Below are 21,449 nucleotides of genomic sequence, written 5' to 3' on the forward strand. Positions count from 1 at the left end.
GCTTCACCGCCGGTACAGGGGGTTGGGCACCGTACCGTCGACCACCGCGTGCGGACGCTCGGCACGGTCCCGGTACCCGTCGGCGTACAGCCGGTTGCGGTTCAGGCAGAGCCGCTCGATCCGCGGGGTGAAGAGGTCGAACATCTCGAAGCGCTCCTTCAGCTCAGGGAACCGCTGCTGGTACCGGACGATCTCCGCCCGTACGAGCGACCAGAACCGCTCCTCCGGTACGTCCAGCCGGTCCGCGCAGAGCGCCGAGAGGTAACGGAACACACCGACGAACAGCCCGGAGTGGATGAACTGGGTGAGGAAGCCGGGCGGCTCGGTGAGCAGCACCGCGCGCACCTCGTGCGGCATCGAGTCGTGCTCGGGCAGCGGGCGGGCGCTGACGTTGATGTCGTCGACGAAGTCCTTGACCGCCAGCCGCACCGGCACGTCGTGCTCGTCGTAGACCACGATCGCGTTCTCGCCGTGGGGGGAGAAGACGGTCCCGTACCGGTAGAGGAAGTGCAGCAGCGGCGGGAGCAGCGCGGCGAAGAGCCGCTGCAGCCAGGCCTCGGGGGCGAGGCCCGAGCGGGCCACCAGCTCTTCCGTGAAGGCGCGCCCCCGCGGGTCGGTGTGCAGCAGGGAGGCCAGGGTCCTGGCCCGCTCGCCGGGGGCGAGCCGTCCGGTGAGCGGCTCCCGCCAGATCGCGCCGAGCAGCTCGCGGTACTGGTACGGGACCTCGGGGAGCGCGTCGTAGACCGGGTGCGCCACGGTGACCGAGGCGACCTCCCCGAGCAGGATCACGCCGCACTCGGTGTGCAGGAAGGGGTCGGCGTCGCGCAGCCCGTGCACCCAGGCCGTCACTGCGGGGGCGGCCAGGGTCCGCTCGGTGGGCAGGCCCCGCCAGACCAGGGTGTTGAGGACGGACAGCGGCAGCTTGACGGTGTGCCGCTCGGGCCGGCTCAGGTTGAGGAAGGTCCGGATGGACTGCTGGGGCAGGCGTACGTCGGGGTCGGCGCGCAGCGGTACGAGCGTGCCGGCAGCCAGCGCGGGGGCGAACAGCGGCAGCACCACCTCGTCCCACTGCCAGGGGTGGACCGGCAGGTACAGGTACCCGGCCGGGTCGAGTCCCCGCTCCCGCAGCTCCTGGTCGAAGGCGGCGCGGGTGGCCGGGTCGAGCTCGTGGGCGTAGAGCCGGGCGGGGTCCGCCAGGGCGCCGGTGCCCCGGTAGACGGCGAGCGAGGTGTGCGCGGCCAGCCAGGGCAGGCGCCGGCGGACCCGGGCCTCCGGTGCCCAGGCGGCGGTGTCACTGCCGGAGAAGCCGAGCCGTCCCTTGTTCAGGACCAGCCAGGGGTGGCCGGTCTGGTGGCCTTCCAGCTCGGCGTAGTCGAGGCCGGCCAGCACGTCGGCGGTGCGGGCGGTGTGGTCGATGCGCGCGTCGGCGGCCAGGGTGGTGCTCAGTTCCCGCAGCAGGTGCCCGAGGGTGGTCCCGTCCAGGGCCAGGAGCTTCCTGGCCAGGACGATGAAGCGGAAGGGGTCCCCGAACTCGACGGGCGCCGCGTCCGGTCCGGGCGGGGTGTGGGTGATCGACCGGGCGTCGACGCGCCAGCCGTCGTACGCGCCCCTGCGCGCCCGGAAGCCGAGCGTGCCGCCGCCCTCGTCCAGCGGGAGGGCCCAGGCGTCCTCGCCCTGGGCGGGCACGGGCGTGACGATGCCCTCGTACGCGAACTCGCCGAGCATCTTGGCGAGGAGCCGTCGTGCCGCGGTCTCCCAGGTGGGGCCGTTGAGCTCGGGCGGGCAGTGGGGTGGCCGGGAGGCGGGGGGTTCGGCCGAGTCGTGGGTGGCGGGGAAGGTCGGCACGGGACTCCTCGGTGGGCGCTCGGGGTCAGGGAGCGGGGCGGGACGGGTGACGGGGTGGGTCACGCGGTCACGGTCACAGGAGGGTGCGCAGCGCCCGTTCGCGGATCATCAGGGCGGCGCGCTTGGCGGGCAGTTCGATCTCCGCGGAGAAGCGGAAGCCGGAACTGAGGAAGGCCGACACGGACGGGACGTTCGCCAGGTCGGGTTCGGCGACGACCCGGGCGCACCGGGGCCGGTTGTCGAGGACCAGGTCGGCCACGGCGCGCAGCAGCAGGGTGCCCAGACCGCGGCCGCGGTCCGTGGCGTTGCCGATGAGCAAGTGGAGGCCGGTGTCGTGGGGGCGGGCCGGGTAGTGGCGGGAGAGCGGGTCGAGATCGGCCCGGTAGATCTCCCAGTAGCTCATCGGGCTGCCGTCGAGGGTGCCGAGGCAGGGGATGCTCCGGCCGTCGCCGTCGAGCTGGGCGCGCAGGTGGGCCTCGGTGACGGATTCGGGGCCGGCCAGTTCCCAGAAGGCGGCCACGTCGGGGTCGTTCATCCACCGGGTGATCAGGGCGAGGTCGCGGTCCACCCGTACGGGTACCAGCTGGAAGGCTCCGGCGACGGTGGGGACCGGGCCCCATTCGGCGGGCGAGTCCAGCAGGTCGGCCTCGGCGAGGTAGGGCAGGGTGCTGACCGCGGTGGCCCGGGCGGTGGCGGCGGCGCTCTCGTCGGCGAGCAGGGCCAGCAGTTCGGTGGGGATCCGCAGGTCGAGGGTGTCCTCGCAGCCGCTGCCGGTGCGGGGCGCGGAGGTGGGGGCGTGGGCGGGCGCGGGAGCGTGGGCGGGAGCGTGCGTGGGGGCGGGGGCGGTGTCGGCGTCCGTGGGCGGCATGGCGGGCTCCGGTCAGCTCTGGTCGTGGAGGGGGTTGGCGATGGTGACGTACACGGACTGGGTCTCGACGGGGCCGACGAGTTCGTCGAGCCCTTCGAGCCGGGTGCGCAGGTTGGCCTTGCAGCGCAGGGTGGGCGAGTCGAGCAGCAGGGCGGGCAGCGGGCCCAGCCGGCTGTTCTGGCCGAGGAAGCGGCGGAAGGCGGCGAGCAGGACCCGCTCGTCGGCCAGCCGCTGCGCGCCGAAGGCACCGATGAGGCCGAGGACGTTGTTGATCCCGACGTAGTAGGCGAAGCGCTCGTCGGTGACCGCGTCGGGCACGAAGGTGTCGCTGACGGTGCCGATGCCGGGCAGCCGGCGGTCCAGCTCCGCGCGCCGGGACTCGCGGAAGTAGTAGCCCTGGTTGTCGCGGTAGCGGCCGCCGACGGGCCAGCCGTCGGGCGAGAGCAGGACGAGGGTGTTCTGCTGGTGGGCCTCCAGGGCGATGCCGGCCAGTGCGTCGAGGGCCAGCACGGGCCGGACGACCTGGTCCAGGTAGCGCAGGAACCACTCGGCGGAGACCGCGGAGCGGGGGCGGCCGGTGCGGACGGCGAGCCGGGAGACGGTCTCGGCGAGCCGGGAGCTGACCGTCGGGCGGCCGGGCCAGGGGCGGGGCGAGGTGAGGGACGCGATGCACACGGCGTCGTCCGCGGGCCCGAAGGGGTTGTGCCGCAGCAGGACGTCCAGGCCGGGGACGGGGTCGCCGTCGGGGCCGTCGACGGCCACCCAGGCGGGGTCGCGCACGATGTCGAAGCCGGGGTGGCGGAACGTCCACTCCTTGGCCAGGCCGGCGCGGAGCAGCCGGTGGACCTCGACGCCCCGGTGGAGCTCCTTGCGGAGGTTCTCCCGGCGGGAGTTGGTGATGGGCAGGCCCAGCGAGAGCTTGAGCATCGCGGGGGCGCCGGGCCGGTGCACGGTGCGCACCGAGGAGGTGGGGTGCCAGGCTGCGCCGAAGGGGCCGAGGTCGTGCAGGGCGCCGGTGTCGAGGAGTTCGCGGACGGCGGGCCGTTCCAGCAGGTCGCGGGCCTGCCAGGGGTGCAGGGGCAGCGGGGTGCTGCCCGCGGGGAGGGGCAGTCCGGGCGCGAGGCGGGCGAGCAGCTGCGCGGCGGGGACGGAGCGGCCGCTCTCGGTCCAGGCGGAGTCGGTGGCGAGCGCGGAGCGGTCGACCGCCGTCCAGTGCAGGGGGAAGGAGCCGTACAGCTCGGGCGAGTAGCGGTGCCCCTCGGCCTCGGAGAGTCCTTCGCGGCTCTTGGGGGTGGGGTGCAGGGGGTGGCCGAGTACGAGCGACTGCTCGGCGGCGAGGAACGGGTCGGCGGTCTCGGGCGGGGCCGGGCGCCGGCGGCGGTCGGCGATGAAGGCGGCGGTCCGGCGCACGGAGTCGGAGACCCGGCCGACGAGCTCGGCCCCGCCGCGTGAGCCGCCCTCGCGGACCAGCAGCCCGGCGAGCGTGACGGCGTCGAGGGCGGGGGCGCCGGGCGGCGCGGATTCGAGGCGCGCCGGGGCGAAGCGGTGCCAGCCGGCCTCGGACCAGTGGCGGACGGGCACGAGCAGGGCCGTGCCGGAGGCGGTGAGGGGGATGCGCAGCACGGGCCCGTCGGGGCGGGCGAGGGTGTTCTCGCGGACCCAGCAGCGGAGCAGGTTCTCCACGGCGGCGGCCTCGGCGGCGACCGCGGGGTCGGTGTGGTCGAGCAGGTCGGGCTGGTCGGCCGGGTGGGTGCCGGGAGCGGCGGGGCCGGCCGGCCGGAGGCGGGTGACGCAGTCCTTCTGGCGCGGAACCGTGGCGGGCGGTGCGGCCGGGGCGGGGGGCTGGGAGCCTGACGGGCCGTCGGCGGGGGGCGGTTCCGGTGCGGGGGTGGAGTTCACGGGTGCTTCCTTGGAGGGTGTCCGGATCGGTTCCGGAGGCGTTCGGCGGCGGCGACGGCGTCGGCGAGCCGGTCGAGCACGGCCGTGGCCTGTTCGTCGGTGAGGGTGAGCGGGGGGAGGAGCCGGACGACGCTCTGGTGCCGGCCGCCGAGTTCGACGATCAGGCCGCGCCGGAGGCACTCCCGCTGGACCGCGAGGGCGAGTTCCGGGTCGGCGGGCGCGGGTTGCCCGGGCACCGGCTCGGCTTCGGGGTCGACCAGCTCGATGCCGGTCATCAGGCCGCGGCCGCGCACGTCGCCGATGCCGGGGTGGTGTCCGGCGAGGGAGCGCAGGGCGGTCAGGATGCGCTCGCCGAGAGCGGCCGCGCGTTCGGCGAGGCGGTTCTCCCGTACGTACGCGAGGGTGGCGGCGCCCGCGGCCATGGCGAGCTGGTTGCCGCGGAAGGTGCCGGCGTGGGCGCCGGGCGCCCAGGTGTCCAGTCCGGCCCGGTACACCACGACGGCCAGGGGCATGCTGCCGCCGATGGCCTTGGAGAGGACCATCACGTCGGGGGTGACGCCCGCGTGGTCCACTCCCCAGAAGGCGCCGGTCCGGCCGACGCCGGTCTGCACCTCGTCGGCGATCAGGGGGATGCCGCGGTCCGCGGTGGCCTTGCGGAGGCGGCGCAGCCAGTCGTCGGGGGCGGGGTGGACCCCGCCCTCGCCCTGGACGGGTTCGAGGATCATGCCGGCCGGTGCGGGGACCCCGCTCTTGGGGTCGTCCAGCAGGTTCTCGGCGAGCCGGGCGCACAGGTCCGCCCCGCGTGCGCCGCCCTCGCCGAAGGGGCAGCGGTAGTCCTGGGGGTACGGGAGCCTGGTGACGCGTACGTCGGTGGCGCCCCCGGAGGCGTCGAGCGCCCCGGCGGTCATGCCGTGGTAGGCCCCGGTGAAGGCGACGATGCCCTGGCGGCCGGTGGCGTTGCGGACGAGCTTGAGGGCGGCCTCGACCGCGTCGGTGCCCGCGGGGCCGCAGAACTGGACCCGGGCGTCGGCTGCGAGGGCGGGCGGCAGGTTGGCGAACAGCTCGGTGGTGAAGGCGTCCTTGACCGGGGTGGCCAGGTCCAGCACCTGGAGCGGCGCCCCGGAGTCGATGACCCTGCGGATGGCCTCCAGCACCACGGGGTGGTTGTGGCCGAGCGCGAGGGTGCCGGCGCCGGAGAGGCAGTCGAGGTAACGGCGGCCGTCGGCGCCCTCGATGGTCAGCCCGCGGGCCCGCACGGGCACGACGGGGAGGGCGCGGGCGTACGTGCGCGCGGCCGACTCCCGCAGGGACTGGCGGCGCAGGATCGCGGCCGGCCCGCCGGCGCCCTGGCTGGCCAGGGGCTCGGGCGCGCCGCGCGGCACGGGGACGGTGGCCCGTACACCGGCCGGGTCCGCGGCGCCCGCCGCGGCGGGTTCCGCCGCCCGTACGGCTGCCGGTTCCCCCACCCGTACACCCGCCGGTTCCGCCGCCCGTGCGCCGGCCGGCTCCCCGGCGGCCGGCCCGGTGCGGTGGTCCTCCGCCCGTACGGCGCTGGGCCCTTGGGGCAGGGTGCCCGGGGTGGCGTCCGCCGGGCCCTCCCCCGGTCCCTCGGCCGGCACGGACGCGGCAGGCTGCTCGGTCACGGCCACGGTTCTGGTCCTCCCGCATCGATCGCATGTCGGATCGAACGCTGCCCTCGCGTTCCCCCGTACGTACCAACGACGCGGACCCCGGGGGATCACGGGTGGATCCGGAGATCCTTGCGAGCGGACGGCTCCGGCGGACGGGAACCGTGGACCCGGCCTGCACCGTCCCCAACGGCAGCGGCATAGTGGGGGGTTGCACTCCACGCCTCGAAGCACCAGGGGGATTCACGACATGCGACCGATCCGACCGGCCTCCGACGCCCCCCGCGGGCGCAGCTCCCGTCGCGGATCCCGGACCCTCGCGGCCACCGCGCTGTGCGCCGCCCTCGCGCTGACGGCGGCGGCCTGCGGGCCCGGTTCCGACCAGGCGGACGGGCAGCCCTCGGTGGCGGCCAGCGACCCGGCAGGTGGCCCCGAAGGGATCAAGATCCCGGACGACATCAAGCAGAAGCTCAAGGAACACGGCATCGACCTCGACAAGTGGCGGGGCGGTGCGTGGAAGAACTGGGACCGCGACAAGTGGCTCCGCGAGGCCGAGGACTTCGTCAACCCGATCATCGAGGACCTGTGGGACCCGGACCGGATGGGCCGCGCCAAGCAGCCCGAGAAGCCCACGGTGGACCCCGACCTCGGCAAGGACCAGGGCGTCACGGACCCGACCCCGGCCCCCGTCCGCGCGCGGACGGTCGAAGCGCCGTACCACCAGAGCGTGCCGGAGGCCGGCAAGGTCTTCTTCGACGGCCCCGAGGGCTCCATGGTCTGCTCGGCGACCGTGGTGAAGGACCCGGCGCACCCGGGCAAGTCCAACCTGGTGTGGACGGCCGGCCACTGCGTGCACGCGGGCAAGAAGGGCGGCTGGTACCGCAACATCGCCTTCGTGCCCTCGTACAACGACGCGGGCCGTTCTGCGGCCCGGCTGAAGGGCGCGACGCGCGAGCAGGTGGCCCCGTACGGCGTCTGGTGGGGTGACTGGGCGCAGACCTCCGACCAGTGGATCGCCGAGGGCGGCCCGACGGGCGGCGCGGGTGCCCCGTACGACTTCGCGGTCATCCACGTGACGCCGGAGAAGGGCAACGCGAAGTCGCTGGAGGAGACGGTCGGCTCCGCGCTGCCGGTGGAGTTCAACGCCCCGGCCGTGCCGAAGGTCAGCCGCATCACGGCCACCGGCTACCCGGCGGCCCCGCCCTACGACGGCCAGCGGGCCTACCAGTGCGCGGACCGGCCGGGCCGGCTGTCGATCGACGCGGCCGCGCCGGTGATGTACCGGATCGGCTGCACCATGACGGGCGGTTCGTCGGGCGGCGGCTGGGTGGCCGAGGGCCGCGACGGGCAGCCGGCGCTGGTGTCGAACACCTCGATCGGTCCGGTGACGGCGGGCTGGCTGGCCGGGCCCCGGCTCGGCCCCGAGGCGAAGGCCGTCTTCACCGCGGTGAGCGGGAAGTTCGCGCGGTAGTGGCGTAGCGCCGCGGCGCGCATGACGGAGGGCCCGCCCCCTGGATCGGGGCGGGCCCTTCGTCGTACGCCGGCCTGGAGACGCTGCGGTCTGCGGGCTGTTGCGCGTCAGTGCGCGGCGGGCACGAACGGCGCGAACTCCGCCGCCAGTTGCTCGTGGACCCGTGCCTTGAGCAGGGTGCCCTCCGCGGTGTGCTCCTCGGAGATCACCTCGCCCTCGGCGTGGGCGCGGGCGACCAGGCGCCCCTGCGTGTACGGGACCAGCGCCTCCACCTCGACCTCGGGCCGCGGCAGTTCGGCGTCGATGAGCGCGAGCAGCTCGTCGATGCCCATGCCGGTGCGGGCCGAGACGGCGATGGAGTGCCGCTCGATGCGCAGCAGGCGCTGGAGGACCAGCGGGTCCGCCGCGTCGGCCTTGTTGACGACCACGATCTCGGGGACGTCGACGGCGCCCACCTCGCGGATCACCTCGCGCACGGCCGCCAGCTGCTCCTCCGGTGCCGGGTGCGCGCCGTCGACCACGTGCAGGATGAGGTCGGAGTCGCCGACCTCCTCCATCGTGGAGCGGAACGCCTCGACGAGGTGGTGGGGCAGGTGGCGGACGAAGCCCACGGTGTCGGCCAGGGTGTAGATCCGGCCGGACGGGGTCTCGGCCCGCCGCACGGTCGGGTCGAGGGTGGCGAACAGTGCGTTCTCCACCAGCACGCCCGCGCCGGTGAGGCGGTTGAGCAGCGAGGACTTGCCGGCGTTGGTGTAGCCGGCGATCGCGACGGAGGGCACCTTGTTGCGCCGGCGCTCCTGCCGCTTGACCTCGCGGCCGGTCTTCATCTCCGCGATCTCCCGGCGCATCTTCGCCATCTTCTCGCGGATCCGTCGCCGGTCCGTCTCGATCTTGGTCTCACCGGGGCCTCGGGTGGCGAGGCCGCCGCCCTTGCCGCCGCCCATCTGACGGGACAGCGACTGACCCCAGCCTCGCAGTCGCGGCAGCATGTACTGCATCTGCGCGAGCGCGACCTGCGCCTTGCCCTCTCGGGACTTGGCGTGCTGGGCGAAGATGTCGAGGATCAGGGCGGTCCGGTCGATCACCTTGACCTTGACGACGTCTTCGAGGGCGATGAGCTGGCCGGGGCTGAGCTCGCCGTCGCAGACGACGGTGTCGGCGCCCGACTCGATGACGAGGTCGCGCAGCTCCAGGGCCTTGCCGGAACCGATGAAGGTCGCCGGGTCGGGCTTGTCGCGGCGCTGGTAGACACCGTCGAGGACGAGGGCGCCGGCCGTCTCGGCCAGTGCGGCGAGCTCCGCGAGGGAGTTCTCGGCGTCCTTCAGGGTCCCCGAGGTCCAGACGCCGACCAGCACGACCCTTTCGAGTCGCAGCTGTCGGTACTCGACCTCGGTGACGTCTTCGAGCTCGGTGGAGAGGCCCGCGACGCGGCGCAGGGCCGCGCGCTCGGAGCGGTCGAACTGGTCGCCGTCCCGGTCTCCGTCGATCTCGTGGCTCCAGGCGACGTCCTCTTCCATCAGGGCATCGGCCCGAAGGCTCTCGGTGAAGCTCTGCGCGTCCTGCGCGTCCTGGGAAGGGTACGAAGAGGAGGTCATTGGATCCTTACGTCGATGCGAATCTTCTGCGTCGGCTACAACGTGTGACGGCCGGCGATGATTCCCCGGCCTGCGGGAGACTACCCGGCCCGGGGAGATCCACCCGCGGCGCCCGCCGACATGTCGATGGTGACATGCCCCCGCGAAGGCCGTCACACGCTTTTCGCCGCCGCCCGGGCCGGGCGTCCCGCCGGACCGGCCGGGCTCAGCCCGTGGCGGCGGGGACCGCGGCCGCCTTCCATTCGGGGTGGCCGGGCACCTCGGGGGTCTTCTGTCCGTACAGCCAGGCCTCGAAGAAACCGGTCAGGTCGCGGCCGGCCTCGGCGGACGCGAGCCGGACGAAGTCGTCCGTGCCGGCGACGCCGTCCCGGTGGTCGGCGACCCAGCGGCGCTCGATCCGGTCGAAGGCGGCGGTGCCGAGCTCCTTCCGGAGCGCGTACAGGACGAGCGCGGAGCCGTCGTACACGACCGGCCGGAACAGGCCGATCTTCTGGCCCGGGGCGGCGGGCTTGGGGGCGGCCGGGGGGCCGCCGGCGGCCCGCCACTGGTCGGAGCGCTCGTACGCCTCGCGCATGCGCCGCTCCAGGGAGTACTTGCCGAGCCCGTCCGCGTACAGCGCCTCGTACCAGGTGGCGTGGCCCTCGTTGAGCCAGAGGTCGGACCAGCTGCGGGGGGTGACGCTGTCGCCGAACCACTGGTGGGCGAGCTCGTGGACCATGACGGCCTCGACGTACCACTCGGGGTAGGCGGCCTCGGTGAACAGGCCGCGCTCGAAGAGGGAGAGCGTCTGGGTCTCCAGCTCGAAGCCGGTCTTGGCCGCCGCGATGAGGACGCCGTAGTTCTCGAAGGGGTACGGGCCGACCCGCGCCTCCATCCACTCCAGCTGGCCCGGGGTCTTCGCCAGCCAGCGCTCCAGCGCGGTCCGGTCGGCGGCCGGCACCACGTCGCGGACGGGCAGGCCGTGCGGCCCGGTGCGGTGCACCACGGCGGACCTGCCCACGGAGACCTGGGCCAGCTCGGTGGCCATGGGGTGCACGGTGCGGTACGTCCAGGTCGTGTCGCCTGCGGCGGCCGGCCGGCGCGCGGGGGCTGCGGCGATGCCGTTGGCCACGGCGGTGAGCCCCTCGGGAGCGGTGATCCGGAAGGTGAAGTGGGCCTTGTCCGAGGGGTGGTCGTTGCAGGGGAAGACGCGGTGCGCGGCATCGGCCTGGTTGGCCATGGCCAGCCCGTCCTCGGTGACGACCCAGCCGCCGTCGCGGGCGCCCGAGGGGTCGCTGGTGTGGCGCACGGTGATCCGCATCAGGCCGCCTTCGGGGACCGGCCGGGCCGGCGTGAGCACGAGGTCCTCGCCGGCGCTCGCGAAGGTCGCGGGCAGGCCGTTGACCTGGGCGGACGCCACCTTGCCGTGGGTGAAGTCGAGGTTGATGCGGTCCAGGGGCGCGGTGGCGCGGGCGTCGATCACGGTGGTGGCGTCCAGCGGCTGCCGGTTGGTGCGGTACGTGAAGGACAGGTCGTACGCGAGCACGTCGTAGCCGGGGTTGCCGAGCGCCGGGAAGAGCGCGTCGCCGATGCCGAGGGGGCCCGGGGGCGGGACGGCGGCGGCGACCAGGGCGAGGGAGGCCGCGGCGAGCAGGGCGGCACGCGGGCGGCGGGAGGTGAGCTGCATCCCCCACCGCTACCAGCGACCGCGCCGCCGCCGGGCCCGACGCGCGACGGGCCCACCCGAACGGGAGACGGCCGGGGGTCAGGCCCGGCCGACGTCGTACACCCCCGGCACGTCGCGCATGGCCCGCATCAGGGCGGGGAGCAGGGTCGCGTCGGGGAGCTGGAGCGTGTAGGTGTGCCGCACCCGCTGCTCGCTGGGGGGCTCGACGGTGGCGGAGACGATGTCGACGCCCTCCCGGGAGATGGCCTCAGTGAGGTCGGCCAGCAGGTGGGGGCGGCCGAACGATTCGGCGACGAGGGTGACGCGGCAGTCGGCGGTGGCCCGCCAGTGGACGGCGACCGAGGTGCGGCCCAGGCCGCGCATCTGCTCGACGGCCGGGCACTGCACGCGGTGTACGGTCACGGCTCCCCCGCGTACGACGAACCCGGCGACGGAGTCGGGCGGTACGGGCGTGCAGCAGCCGGCCAGCCGCACCGTCGCGTCCGGCAGGTCCGCCACGGCGTTGCCGCCGCCGCCCCGGGCGCCGACCATCGGCAGCGGCGCGCGGGGCGCGGCGGGCTGCACCTTCGCCTCCTCGGGGTACTCGCGCAGCCAGCGCTGGATGGCGATCCGGGCGGCCGGGGTGCGGGCGTGGTCGAGCCAGCCGGAGGCGGGCCCGGAGGAGGCGTCCTGGGACAGCAGCAGCTGGACGGTGTCGCCGTCGGAGAGCCCGGTGCCGAGGGCGGCGAGTCGTCCGTTGACCCGGGCGCCGATACATCGGTGGGCCTCCTCGCCGTGCAGGGCGTAGGCGGCGTCGACGCAGCTGGCGCCCGCGGGGAGGCCGATGCTGCCGCCGTCGGCGCGGTAGACGGTGATCTCCCGGTCCTGGGCCAGCTCCTCGCGCAGCGAGCTCCAGAAGGTGTCGGGGTCGGGGGCGGACTGCTGCCATTCGAGGAGCCGGGAGAGCCAGCCGGGCCGGGTGGGGTCGACCCGCTCCTCGCCGGGGTCCGGGGCCTCGGCGGGGGCGTACGGGTTGCCGAGGGCGATGACCCCGGCCTCCGCGACCCGGTGCATCTGGTGGGTGCGGATGAGGACCTCGGCGACGTCCCCGCCCGAGGTGGCGACGGCGGTGTGGAGTGACTGGTAGAGGTTGAACTTGGGGACCGCGACGAAGTCCTTGAACTCGGAGATCACCGGGGTGAAACAGGTGTGCAGCTCGCCGAGGACGCCGTAGCAGTCGGCGTCCTCGCCGACGAGCACGAGGAGCCGCCCGAAGTCGGAGCCGCGCAGTCGGCCGCGCTTGAGGGTGATCCGGTGGACGGAGACGAAGTGCCGCGGCCTGACGTGCACTTCGGCGGGGATGCCGGCCTCGCGCAGGACGGCGCGCACGGAGTCGGCGATGGCCGGGAGGGGGTCCTGCTCGCCGGCGTGCGCGGCAATGAGGGCGCGGGTCTGCTCGTACTCCTCGGGGTGGAGGATCGCGAAGACGAGGTCTTCCAGCTCGGTCTTGAGGGCCTGGACCCCGAGGCGTTCGGCGAGCGGGATGAGGACGTCGCGGGTGACCTTGGCGATGCGGGCCTGTTTCTCGGGGCGCATCACGCCGAGGGTGCGCATGTTGTGCAGCCGGTCGGCGAGCTTGATGGACATGACGCGGACGTCATTGCCGGTGGCGACGAGCATCTTGCGGAAGGTCTCCGGCTCGGCGGCGGCGCCGTAGTCGACCTTCTCCAGCTTGGTGACGCCGTCGACGATGTAGCAGACCTCCTCGCCGAACTCGCTGCGCACCTGGTCGAGCGTCACCTCGGTGTCCTCCACGGTGTCGTGGAGGAGCGACGCCGTCAGGGTGGTGGTCTCGGCGCCGAGTTCGGCGAGGATCAGGGTGACGGCGAGCGGGTGGGTGATGTACGGCTCGCCGCTCTTGCGCATCTGGCCGCGGTGTGACGATTCGGCCAGTACGTACGCACGGTGCAGTACGGCGAGGTCGGCATCCGGATGATGGGCGCGGTGCGCATCGGCCAGGTGGCTGATGGCGTCGGGCAGGCGGTCGCGCGGGGCGGGGCCCAGGAGCGCGGCGCGGCCGAGCCGCCGCAGGTCGAGTCTGGTGCGGCCGCGGCGGCGGCCTGGAGCAGTGTCGGAGCGGAGCTCCGGGCCCGTGTCGGGGTTCGTGGCCTCTGCACTCATGGGCACCTCCGGCGGCTTCGACCGGCGGTGGCGGGCATGGGGTGAGCCCTGAGGGCCGGTGTCTGATGCTACCGACCCCACCACGTGGCGCAGTCCGCCTCTCGCCGAGCGTGAAACGGATCACCCATTCGAGGGAAGCTTCAGCCGAAAGCCGTTTCGGTCAGCCAGGCGGGGTCGATCTCGCCTTCGGCCACGATCACGGCGGGCCCGGTCATCTCGATCTCGCCGTCGGGGTGCTCGGCGATCACCAGCGTGCCGCCCGGGAGGTCGACGGTGTACGTGGCGGTCGTGCCGGTGACGGCCGGGTCTGCGCCGTCGCGCCGGGCGGTGGCCACGGCCACGGCGCAGGCGCCGGTGCCGCAGGAGCGGGTCTCGCCCGAGCCGCGCTCGTGGACGCGCATGGCGACGTGGCGGGGACCCCGGTCGACGACGAACTCGACGTTGACGCCGGTGGGGTAGGCGGAGGCGGGGCTGAACGGGGGCGCGGCGTAGAGGTTCCCGGCGTCGGCGAGGTCGTCGACGAAGGCGACGGCGTGCGGGTTGCCCATGTTCACGTTGGTGGCGGGCCAGCTGCGCTCGCCCACCGAGACGGTGACCTCGCCCTCGGGCAGCGCCGCCCGGCCCATGGAGACGGTGACGTCCCCGTCGGCGGTCAGCCGGACCGTCTTGACGCCGCCCCGGGTGGCGACGGCCAGCTCGCCCTCGTCGGCGTACCCGGCGTGCCGGAGGTAGCGGGCGAAGACCCGGACGCCGTTGCCGCACATCTCGGCGACGGAGCCGTCGGAGTTGCGGTAGTCCATGAACCACTCGGCGACGTCGGCCATGGCGCGGGCCTCGGGGTGCTCGGCGGACCGTACGACGTGCAGCAGCCCGTCGCCGCCGATGCCGGCCCGGCGGTCGCAGATCCTGGCGACGGCGGACGGGGGCAGGTCGACGGCGTTGTCCGGGTCGGGGATGATCACGAAGTCGTTCTCGGTCCCGTGGCCCTTGAGGAAGCTGAGCTGCGCGATGGTCACCCGGCCATCCTACAAAGCGCTGGTGGGACGGGGCGGGAGTGGCCGGGGAGTGGGACGGGCCGCTCCTGAGGGGGCGCCGGACGCCGGCCGGGTGCCGGCCCGAGGCCGGTGGTGCTCCCGGCGGCGGCTCAGCGGAGGCGGGCGACGCGCCAGACGGCGAGGAACGCCAGGGTGAGGACCACCACGGCGTACAGGGCCACGATCCGCCAGTCCGGGCGCTCGCCGGAGCCGCGGGCGGGCAGGCCCGGCCAGGAGTAGCCGACGCGGCGGGCGGCCATCATGCCCCAGCCCCCGGCGCAGCAGCTGATCAGCAGGCCGAGCATGGCCACGACGGCGCCGCCGTCGCCGAACTCGAAGGCGAGGGGGAAGGCGAACATCAGGGAGCCGGCGGCGGCGAGCATGACGATGGGCGCGAGCTGCCAGATCCGCAGCTTGCGCTGCGGCCGCAGCTCGACCTCGACCTCCGGGACGACGGTCTCGTCCTCGGGCCCGTCCGGCGTCAGCCGGGCGGGCTCCGCCGGAAGGCCCAGGTCACCGGGAAGGACAGACTCCGGATCGGGTCCGGTGCCGTTCCGCTCGGTGTCGCGAGGGCCGGCCTCCATCGCCACGCGCCCTCCCCATCAGAACTTCCTGGACTTCACTCGCTTGCGTGCCCGTCGGTGCGTACGACCGGCGGGAATTTGATGATGGCACGCCACCGGGCCCCCAACAGGCGTGCGGGGCGTCCCGATGCCATCACGTGATCAGGCTGTAACCGCTCGTTCGACCAACGACTGCGCGAGTCCGGGGAGTTCCGCCCGGTCCTCGGCGGCCCCGCTGAGCCAGTGCACGCGGGGATCGCGACGGAACCACGAATCCTGCCGACGGGCGAAGCGCTTGGTGGCGCGGACGGTCTCGGCGCGGGCCTCGTCCTCGGTGCACTCGCCCGCGAGGGCTGCCAGCACCTGCTGGTAGCCGAGGGCGCGGGAGGCGGTGATGCCCTCGCGGAGCCCCTGGGCCTCCAGGGTGCGCACCTCGTCGACCAGTCCGGCCTCCCACATGCGGTCGACGCGCAGCGCGATCCGCTCGTCCAGCTCCGGGCGGGCCACGTCCACGCCGATCTGCACGGTGTCGTAGACGGAGTCGGGGCCCGGGAGGTTGGCGGTGAAGGGGCGCCCGGTGATCTCGATGACCTCCAGGGCGCGGACGATCCGGCGGCCGTTGCTCGGCAGGATCGCGCGGCCGGCGTCCGGGTCGGCGGCGGCCAGCCGGGCGTGCAGGGCGCCGGGCCCGCGCAGGGCCAGCTCCTCCTCCAGGCGGGCGCGCACCTCGGGGTCGGTGCCGGGGAACTCCAGGGCGTCGATGGCGCCGCGGACGTACAGCCCGGAACCGCCGACGAGGACCGGCGTGCGGCCCTCGGCGAGCAGGCGGTCGATCTCGGCGCGGGCGAGCCGCTGGTACTCGGCGACGCTGGCGGTCTCGGTGACGTCCCAGACGTCGAGGAGGTGGTGCGGGATGCCGCCGCGCTCCTCGGTCGTCAGCTTGGCGGTGCCGATGTCCATCCCGCGGTAGAGCTGCATGGAGTCGGCGTTGACGACCTCGCCGTCGAAATGCCGGGCGAGGTGGACGCCCAGATCGGACTTTCCGGCCGCGGTGGGGCCGACGACGGCGATGACCCGCGGGGCGGGGGCTGCGCTTCTCACCGCCCCAGTCTCGCAAACGTCGGGGCCGCTCCCCGAACGGGTGAGGTGACGGGCCCGGAGCGGGGTCGTTGCCCTGGCGGGGTTCCGGCCCGGGAGACGCCCGTTCGGCCTCTTGCGGCAACGCGGAACCCTGTCCTCACGAGTAACGTTATGGGAGTAGACATGGGCGTTTTCGCATGGTTTCGCCGTAAGGACGCGGACCAGACCGCCGTCGAGGCGGCGACCGAGGAGGCACCGGTGACGGCCGAGGCGGCGGCGGACGCCGACGGAGCGGCCGGGGCCGCGGTCCCCGGGGCCGGGACGGCCGCCGAGGAGGCGGAGCAGCCGGAGGGCGGCACGGCCGCCGAGGCCGGCGCCGCGATCCCCCGGCAGCAGTCGGCCGACGGGGCCGTCGACAGCGAGACCGGTGACGGCGCCCGTATGTGAACATCCGCCAAGAGAAGGTGACCCATGGGCCTGCTGGACAACCTCAAGGCCAAGCTCGCGCCCGCCAAGGACAAGGTCGGCGGCCTCGCACAGCAGCACGAGGGAAAGATCGGCCACGGTCTGGACAAGATGGCGAAGGCCGTCGACTCCAAGACCAAGGGCAAGTACCACGACAAGATCGAGAGCGGTACGGGCAAGGCAAAGGGCGCCCTGGGACGGATCGCGCACAAGGACGACGACGGCGGCGCCGGAGGCACGACCGGCACCCCCGGCCCGACCCCGCCGCCGGCCTCCTGACACGGTCCCCGAGGAACGGGGCGCGGTTCTGCCGCGCCCCGTTCCCGCGTCCGGGTGCCCCCATGGGGCGGGCGGGTCAGGACCAGGCGGCGACGAAGTAGCCGACGCCGTACGGGGCGTCCTCGTACAGCAGCCGGCCGGCCAGCCCGGCACCCTCGGCGGCTCCGGCGAGCACCTGCCAGGGAGCCCGGCCGGCGGCCTGCAGCTCTGACGCGAGCCCGGCGTCGATCGCGGCCAGCGCGGCGGTGTCGGCCGCGGCCAGGGCCCGCGCGGCCGCGCCGTCGAAGCCCGCGGCACGCTCGTCGAGGTATCCCGGCGCCTTGAGCGTCCGGCAGGCACTGCCGTCGCCCATCACCAGCAGCCCGACCCGCTCAGGACCCGCGGCCAGGTCGCGGCCGGTCTCCAGGCACCGCTCGGCCGGCAGCCCCTCGCCCACGGCGACGCCCTGCACCGGCGCGGCACCCCAGGCGACGTGGTCCAGCAGCCACCCGGCCACGGCGAGGGAGGCCGGCAGCCCGGCGGCGTCCGGCTCCCCGGCAGCGGCCTCCCCCGGGCCGAGCCGTACGTCGAGCGCGACGCCGAAGCCGCGGAACGTGCCGCGCGCCCCCTCGGCGTACGGCTCCACACCCTCCAGGCGTGCGGGGCCCACCACCACGAGCCGGTCGGGGCGCGCGGCGGCCAGCACCGCGAGCGCGTCGGAGCACGCGGTGCGGGCATCGGCGAGTTCGTCCGCGGCACCGGCCGCGACCTGCGGCACGAGGAGCGGCGGACACGGGCATACGGCAGCGGCTACCAGCATGATCCGCAGCCTAGCGGGGCGACCGGCGGACCCGGCGCCCCGCGGGCTCACCCGAGGCGGCTCAGCAGGTCGAGGACCCGCACGCCGAACCGCCGGCGGCGACCGGCAGCGGCGCGGGCACGCCCAGCGTCGGGATGCCGAGCATCACCCCCTGCGGCTTGGCCGCCTGCGCGGCCTGCCGCTTCTCCCACGCGTCGCCGGCACGGGTGCGCCGGACCTCGGTGGTGGGGCCCTCGGCCAGCAGGTGGTGCGGGGCGGCGTAGGTGATCTCGACGGTCACCACGTCACCGGGGCGGACCTCCGCCTCCGGCTTGGTGAAGTGCACCAGGCGGTTGTCGGGCGCCCGGCCGGACAGCCGGTGGGTCTCGCCGTCCTTGCGGCCCTCGCCCTCGGCGACCATGACCTCGAGCGTGCGGCCGACCTGCTTCTTGTTCTCCTCCCAGGAGATCTCCTCCTGGAGGGCGACCAGGCGCATGTACCGCTCCTGCACGACCTCCTTGGGGATCTGCCCGTCCATGTCGGCGGCCGGGGTCCCGGGGCGCTTGGAGTACTGGAAGGTGAAGGCGTTCGTGAAGCGGGCCTCGCGGACCGTGTGCAGGGTCTGCTCGAAGTCCTCCTCGGTCTCGCCGGGGAAGCCCACGATGATGTCGGTCGAGATGGCGGCGTGCGGGATCGCGGCGCGCACCTTCTCGATGATCCCGAGGAAGCGCTCCTGGCGGTACGAGCGGCGCATCGCCTTCAGGATCGTGTCCGAGCCGGACTGCAGCGGCATGTGGAGCTGCGGCATGACGTTCGGGGTCTCGGCCATGGCGGCGATCACGTCGTCGGTGAAGTCGCGCGGGTGCGGCGAGGTGAAGCGGACGCGCTCCAGGCCCTCGATGGTGCCGCAGGCGCGCAGCAGCTTGCTGAAGGCCTCGCGGTCGCCCAGGTCGGAGCCGTAGGCGTTGACGTTCTGGCCGAGCAGGGTGATCTCGGAGACGCCCTCGGCGACCAGCGCCTCGATCTCGGCGAGGATGTCGCCGGGGCGGCGGTCCTCCTCCTTGCCGCGCAGGGCGGGGACGATGCAGAAGGTGCAGGTGTTGTTGCACCCGACGGAGATCGAGACCCAGGCGGCGTACGCGGACTCGCGGCGGGTCGGCAGCGTCGACGGGAAGGCCTCCAGGGACTCCGCGATCTCGACCTGCGCCTCCTCCGCGATGCGGGCGCGCTCCAGCAGCACGGGCAGCTTGCCGATGTTGTGGGTGCCGAACACCACGTCGACCCAGGGGGCCTTCGAGACGATGGTCTCGCGGTCCTTCTGCGCCAGGCAGCCGCCGACGGCGATCTGCATGCCGGGACGGGCGGCCTTCATGGGGGCGAGCCGGCCGAGGTTGCCGTACAGCTTGTTGTCGGCGTTCTCACGGACGGCGCAGGTGTTGAAGACGACGACGTCCGCCTCGCCCTCGCCGATGCCCTCGGGCGCGCGGACGTAGCCCGCGTCCTCCAGCAGGCCGGACAGCCGCTCGGAGTCGTGCACATTCATCTGGCACCCGTAGGTGCGCACCTGGTACGTCTTCACAGCAGCCTCGCCCTCAGCACTCACCCGACAAGGGTAAGGCTTGGGGTCGGCGCGCCCTCCCGCCCGCAGGCCGGCCGGGACGGGCCGGCCGTGACAGGGCGGAGGCGGGGTGGCAGGATCGCGGGCATGCCCGTCGTGCTCTCCCGGATCAGCAGGCGCCGCGCCCTGCTGGGCGCGGTGGCGCTGCTCGCCGTGGCCGGGGCCCTGCTGTGGTGGCTGCTGCCGCTGGGCCGGCCGGAGCCGGAAGGGCGGCTGACCTTCAGCACGGGCGTGCGGTCGGGCGTCTACCAGAAGTACGGCCAGCTGCTGCGCGCGGAGCTGGGTCGCGACCTGCCGAAGGTCGACGTGAAGCTGGTGAACAGCGAGGGCTCGCAGCAGAACCTCCAGCGGGTCGCGACGGGCGAGGCGGACTTCACCCTGGCGACGGCCGACGCGGTGGCGAAGTACCAGCTGGACCGGAAGCCGGGCGCGGACCTGCTGCGCGGCTGCGCGCGGCTCTACGACGACTACGTGCAGCTGGTCGTGCCGGCGGACTCCCCGGTCCGGTCGGCCGCCGACCTGCGGGGCAAGCGGGTGGCGATCGGCCAGCCGGGCTCGGGCGTACGGCTGCTGTCGGAGCGGCTGCTGGCGGCGGCGCAGCTGGATCCGGTGCTGGACATCAAGCCCGTGTCGATAGGGATCGACACCATGCCGGCCGAGCTGGAGGCGAAGCGGATCGACGCCTTCTTCTGGTCGGGCGGCCTGCCGACGACGGCCGTGAAGGAGCTGTCGGAGCGGTTCCAGATCCGCCTGGTGCCGCTGGGCGACCTGGTACGGGAACTCCAGCGGGCGGGCAGCCCCTCGCGCTACTACCGGGCGGCGGTGATCCAGCTGGACGCGTACAAGCTGGCGCGGAACACCTCGGCGGTGGCGACGCTGGCCGTGCCGAACCTGCTGGTGACCACGGAGCGCACGGACCCGGCCCTGACCGAGGCCCTGACCCGCACGGTGATCGACAGCCGCGACCGCATCGGCGGCGAGGTCCACGCGGCCCAGCTGGTGGATCTCCGCACGGCCATCTTCACCTCCCCCCTGGACCTCCACGAGGGCGCGGCGCACTACTACCGCTCGGCCAAGCCGTAACCCTCCGGGGGCGGCTCCGCCACCACTTAGCGGCGCGGCACCTCGCAGTGCCGTCTACGGTCGGCCGCCCGGCCACAGGGCGAGGCACCGCGCCGTGGGCCCGAAGACGAGGGCGGCGGGTCAGGCGGGGAGGAGCTCCGTGGCGGCCGCGGCGGCGCCGATGAGGCCCGCGTCGGTGCCCAGGGCCGCGGGGACGACGGTGAGGGACTGCACGAACGACAGCGTGGCGTACGAGGACAGGTGCGCCCGCAGCGGGCCGAACAGGGTGTCGCCGGACGCGGCGACCCCACCGCCGATGACCGCGACGTCCACCTCGACCAGGGTCGCGGTCGCCGCGATGGCCGCGGCCAGGGCGCGTCCCGCACGGTCGAAGGCCGCGAGGGCCACCTCGTCGCCGCCGCGCGCCGCCGCGGCGACCCCGGCGGCGGTACGGTCCCCCGCACCCGGATCCCAGCCCTGGGCCAGCGCCCAGCGGGCGATGGAGGTGCCGGAAGCGATGGCCTCGACACAACCACGCGCGCCGCAGACGCACGGCTCGCCGTCGAAGGCCACGGAGATGTGCCCGATGTGACCGGCGTTGCCGGTGGGACCCGGATGCAGCCGCCCGTCCAGCACCAGACCGCCGCCCACGCCGGTGGAGACGACCATGCACAGCGCGTTGTCATGGTCCCGGGCCGCGCCGAGCCAGTGCTCGGCCGCGGTCATCGCCACGCCGTCACCGACGAGTACGGCCGGCACCTCGGCCCCGTGCGCGGCCAGGGCGGCACCGGTCCTGTCCAGGACCGGATAGTCGCGCCAGGCGCCGATGTTGACGGGGCTGACGGTGCCGCGCGAGGCGTCCACCGGACCCGCACTGCCGATGCCGCAACGTCGTACGTCGGCCCAGGCCGGGTCGCCGGCCAGCTCGGCGACGACCTCCTCGACGGCCGCCATGACCCCGTCGCCGTCCACCCCGCGCGGGGTGGGCCGCCGGGTGGCCGCCGCCATCGTGCCGTCGGGCAGCACCAACGCCCCGGCGATCTTCGTGCCGCCGATGTCGACGGCGACGGTGACTCCGGCACCGACGGAGGCTCGGGGCAGCTGAACGGTCGACGCGGGGGTGATCACGTGGCTCTCCAGGAAAGGGGTCGGTTTCAGTATGCGCGCGCTGCCCGCCCGCTACGCCCGCGGGTGGCCCGACCGGAAGGCCGTCTCCCGAAGCACGCCGGGGGCGCACGCCGGTCACCTCGGAGGGGCCACGTCGGTGACCGGTCCTCGCCCAGGGGCCCAGGCGATACCCCGTGGGCCTGTATCCCACTCCAGGCCACTCCCCCTTGGCAGGGCCTGGTGGGTCGTGTGGTGTGTGGGGAAGGTGCTTGACGCGTCGTGGCAGGCTGGTCCGGAGGCAGGCCCGGGCCTGGGGTGGCCGAAGGCCAGG

Annotated in this window: 17 protein-coding genes; 4 read left to right on the forward strand and 13 right to left on the reverse strand. The window is 74.4% G+C overall.

Annotation, left to right across the window (positions count from 1 at the left end; all coding sequences use genetic code 11):
- Positions 1 to 3: 3 nt before the first annotated feature.
- The 4 genes from ACIQUQ_RS27130 to ACIQUQ_RS27145 all read right to left on the reverse strand — a co-directional run bounded on the left by ACIQUQ_RS27130 (position 4) and on the right by ACIQUQ_RS27145 (position 5,994).
- A complete protein-coding gene (locus tag ACIQUQ_RS27130; RefSeq protein WP_403980739.1) occupies positions 4 to 1,845 on the reverse strand; it encodes an IucA/IucC family protein in 1,842 nt (613 codons plus the stop codon).
- Between the two features lie 73 nt (positions 1,846 to 1,918).
- A complete protein-coding gene (locus ACIQUQ_RS27135; RefSeq protein WP_403980742.1) occupies positions 1,919 to 2,713 on the reverse strand; it encodes a GNAT family N-acetyltransferase in 795 nt (264 codons plus the stop codon).
- A 12-nt stretch (positions 2,714 to 2,725) separates the two neighbouring features.
- On the reverse strand, positions 2,726 to 4,612 hold the full coding sequence (locus ACIQUQ_RS27140; protein ID WP_403980745.1) for an IucA/IucC family protein: 1,887 nt from the start codon (positions 4,610 to 4,612) through the stop codon (positions 2,726 to 2,728).
- Positions 4,609 to 5,994 carry a diaminobutyrate--2-oxoglutarate transaminase family protein gene (locus tag ACIQUQ_RS27145; protein ID WP_403980796.1) on the reverse strand — a complete coding sequence of 462 codons (1,386 nt, stop codon included), beginning with the start codon at positions 5,992 to 5,994 and terminating at the stop codon, positions 4,609 to 4,611. The genes ACIQUQ_RS27140 and ACIQUQ_RS27145 overlap by 4 nt, the downstream gene beginning before the upstream one ends.
- A gap of 496 nt (positions 5,995 to 6,490) precedes the next feature.
- On the opposite strand from ACIQUQ_RS27145, the gene ACIQUQ_RS27150 reads away from it, so the two are divergent.
- The gene (locus ACIQUQ_RS27150; protein ID WP_403980747.1) at positions 6,491 to 7,711 is read left to right on the forward strand and encodes a trypsin-like serine peptidase; all 1,221 of its coding nucleotides are present in this window, start codon (positions 6,491 to 6,493) and stop codon (positions 7,709 to 7,711) included.
- A gap of 107 nt (positions 7,712 to 7,818) precedes the next feature.
- Here the strand turns inward: ACIQUQ_RS27150 and hflX are convergent, their stop codons facing one another.
- The 6 genes from hflX to miaA all read right to left on the reverse strand — a co-directional run bounded on the left by hflX (position 7,819) and on the right by miaA (position 15,830).
- On the reverse strand, positions 7,819 to 9,306 hold the full coding sequence (hflX, locus tag ACIQUQ_RS27155) for a GTPase HflX (RefSeq protein ID WP_403980750.1): 1,488 nt from the start codon (positions 9,304 to 9,306) through the stop codon (positions 7,819 to 7,821).
- A 205-nt stretch (positions 9,307 to 9,511) separates the two neighbouring features.
- Complete coding sequence (locus ACIQUQ_RS27160) at positions 9,512 to 10,972, reverse strand: M1 family metallopeptidase (protein WP_403980752.1); 1,461 nt, start codon at positions 10,970 to 10,972, stop codon at positions 9,512 to 9,514.
- A gap of 78 nt (positions 10,973 to 11,050) precedes the next feature.
- Positions 11,051 to 13,132: a RelA/SpoT family protein gene (locus ACIQUQ_RS27165; protein ID WP_403980754.1), complete on the reverse strand. Its 2,082-nt coding sequence runs from the start codon at positions 13,130 to 13,132 to the stop codon at positions 11,051 to 11,053.
- 140 nt (positions 13,133 to 13,272) lie between these two features.
- Positions 13,273 to 14,148, reverse strand: a complete 876-nt coding sequence (dapF, locus tag ACIQUQ_RS27170) for a diaminopimelate epimerase (RefSeq protein ID WP_403980757.1) — start codon at positions 14,146 to 14,148, stop codon at positions 13,273 to 13,275.
- Positions 14,149 to 14,276: 128 nt separating this feature from the next.
- A complete protein-coding gene (locus ACIQUQ_RS27175; protein ID WP_403980798.1) occupies positions 14,277 to 14,750 on the reverse strand; it encodes a hypothetical protein in 474 nt (157 codons plus the stop codon).
- A 141-nt stretch (positions 14,751 to 14,891) separates the two neighbouring features.
- Positions 14,892 to 15,830, reverse strand: coding sequence for a tRNA (adenosine(37)-N6)-dimethylallyltransferase MiaA (miaA, locus tag ACIQUQ_RS27180; RefSeq protein WP_403980760.1), 939 nt, complete (start codon positions 15,828 to 15,830; stop codon positions 14,892 to 14,894).
- Between the two features lie 162 nt (positions 15,831 to 15,992).
- On the opposite strand from miaA, the gene ACIQUQ_RS27185 reads away from it, so the two are divergent.
- Complete coding sequence (locus ACIQUQ_RS27185; RefSeq protein ID WP_403980762.1) at positions 15,993 to 16,256, forward strand: hypothetical protein; 264 nt, start codon at positions 15,993 to 15,995, stop codon at positions 16,254 to 16,256.
- 24 nt (positions 16,257 to 16,280) lie between these two features.
- Positions 16,281 to 16,553 (forward strand): antitoxin, encoded by a 273-nt coding sequence (locus tag ACIQUQ_RS27190; RefSeq protein WP_403980764.1) that lies wholly within the window; start codon positions 16,281 to 16,283, stop codon positions 16,551 to 16,553.
- Between the two features lie 76 nt (positions 16,554 to 16,629).
- Here ACIQUQ_RS27190 and ACIQUQ_RS27195 read toward each other — a convergent pair whose 3' ends face one another.
- Together ACIQUQ_RS27195 and miaB are read right to left on the reverse strand one after the other, a co-directional pair.
- On the reverse strand, positions 16,630 to 17,352 hold the full coding sequence (locus ACIQUQ_RS27195; protein ID WP_403980767.1) for a class III extradiol dioxygenase subunit B-like domain-containing protein: 723 nt from the start codon (positions 17,350 to 17,352) through the stop codon (positions 16,630 to 16,632).
- A 61-nt stretch (positions 17,353 to 17,413) separates the two neighbouring features.
- Positions 17,414 to 18,934, reverse strand: coding sequence for a tRNA (N6-isopentenyl adenosine(37)-C2)-methylthiotransferase MiaB (gene miaB / locus ACIQUQ_RS27200; protein ID WP_403980769.1), 1,521 nt, complete (start codon positions 18,932 to 18,934; stop codon positions 17,414 to 17,416).
- Between the two features lie 102 nt (positions 18,935 to 19,036).
- Between miaB and ACIQUQ_RS27205 the strand changes: the two genes are divergently transcribed.
- Complete coding sequence (locus tag ACIQUQ_RS27205; RefSeq protein WP_403980772.1) at positions 19,037 to 20,032, forward strand: TAXI family TRAP transporter solute-binding subunit; 996 nt, start codon at positions 19,037 to 19,039, stop codon at positions 20,030 to 20,032.
- Between the two features lie 120 nt (positions 20,033 to 20,152).
- On the opposite strand, the gene ACIQUQ_RS27210 is transcribed toward ACIQUQ_RS27205, so the two are convergent.
- Positions 20,153 to 21,139 carry an ROK family protein gene (locus tag ACIQUQ_RS27210; protein ID WP_403980774.1) on the reverse strand — a complete coding sequence of 329 codons (987 nt, stop codon included), beginning with the start codon at positions 21,137 to 21,139 and terminating at the stop codon, positions 20,153 to 20,155.
- Positions 21,140 to 21,449: the final 310 nt, after the last annotated feature.

This window comes from Streptomyces sp. NPDC101118 (genome assembly GCF_044759445.1).
In the GTDB taxonomy this organism is placed as follows: Bacteria; Actinomycetota; Actinomycetes; order Streptomycetales; family Streptomycetaceae; genus Streptomyces.

What these genes read in the sequence shown, in the direction of transcription:
- ACIQUQ_RS27160 (WP_403980752.1), bottom strand. Translation starts at nt 10,972, where the DNA reads ATGCAGCTCACCTCCCGCCGCCCGCGTGCCGCCCTGCTCGCCGCGGCC.
- ACIQUQ_RS27165 (WP_403980754.1), bottom strand. Translation starts at nt 13,132, where the DNA reads ATGAGTGCAGAGGCCACGAACCCCGACACGGGCCCGGAGCTCCGCTCC.
- ACIQUQ_RS27195 (WP_403980767.1), bottom strand. Translation starts at nt 17,352, where the DNA reads ATGCTGGTAGCCGCTGCCGTATGCCCGTGTCCGCCGCTCCTCGTGCCG.
- ACIQUQ_RS27135 (WP_403980742.1), bottom strand. Translation starts at nt 2,713, where the DNA reads ATGCCGCCCACGGACGCCGACACCGCCCCCGCCCCCACGCACGCTCCC.
- ACIQUQ_RS27205 (WP_403980772.1), top strand. Translation starts at nt 19,037, where the DNA reads ATGCCCGTCGTGCTCTCCCGGATCAGCAGGCGCCGCGCCCTGCTGGGC.
- ACIQUQ_RS27175 (WP_403980798.1), bottom strand. Translation starts at nt 14,750, where the DNA reads ATGGAGGCCGGCCCTCGCGACACCGAGCGGAACGGCACCGGACCCGAT.
- ACIQUQ_RS27185 (WP_403980762.1), top strand. Translation starts at nt 15,993, where the DNA reads ATGGGCGTTTTCGCATGGTTTCGCCGTAAGGACGCGGACCAGACCGCC.
- ACIQUQ_RS27190 (WP_403980764.1), top strand. Translation starts at nt 16,281, where the DNA reads ATGGGCCTGCTGGACAACCTCAAGGCCAAGCTCGCGCCCGCCAAGGAC.
- hflX (WP_403980750.1), bottom strand. Translation starts at nt 9,306, where the DNA reads ATGACCTCCTCTTCGTACCCTTCCCAGGACGCGCAGGACGCGCAGAGC.
- ACIQUQ_RS27150 (WP_403980747.1), top strand. Translation starts at nt 6,491, where the DNA reads ATGCGACCGATCCGACCGGCCTCCGACGCCCCCCGCGGGCGCAGCTCC.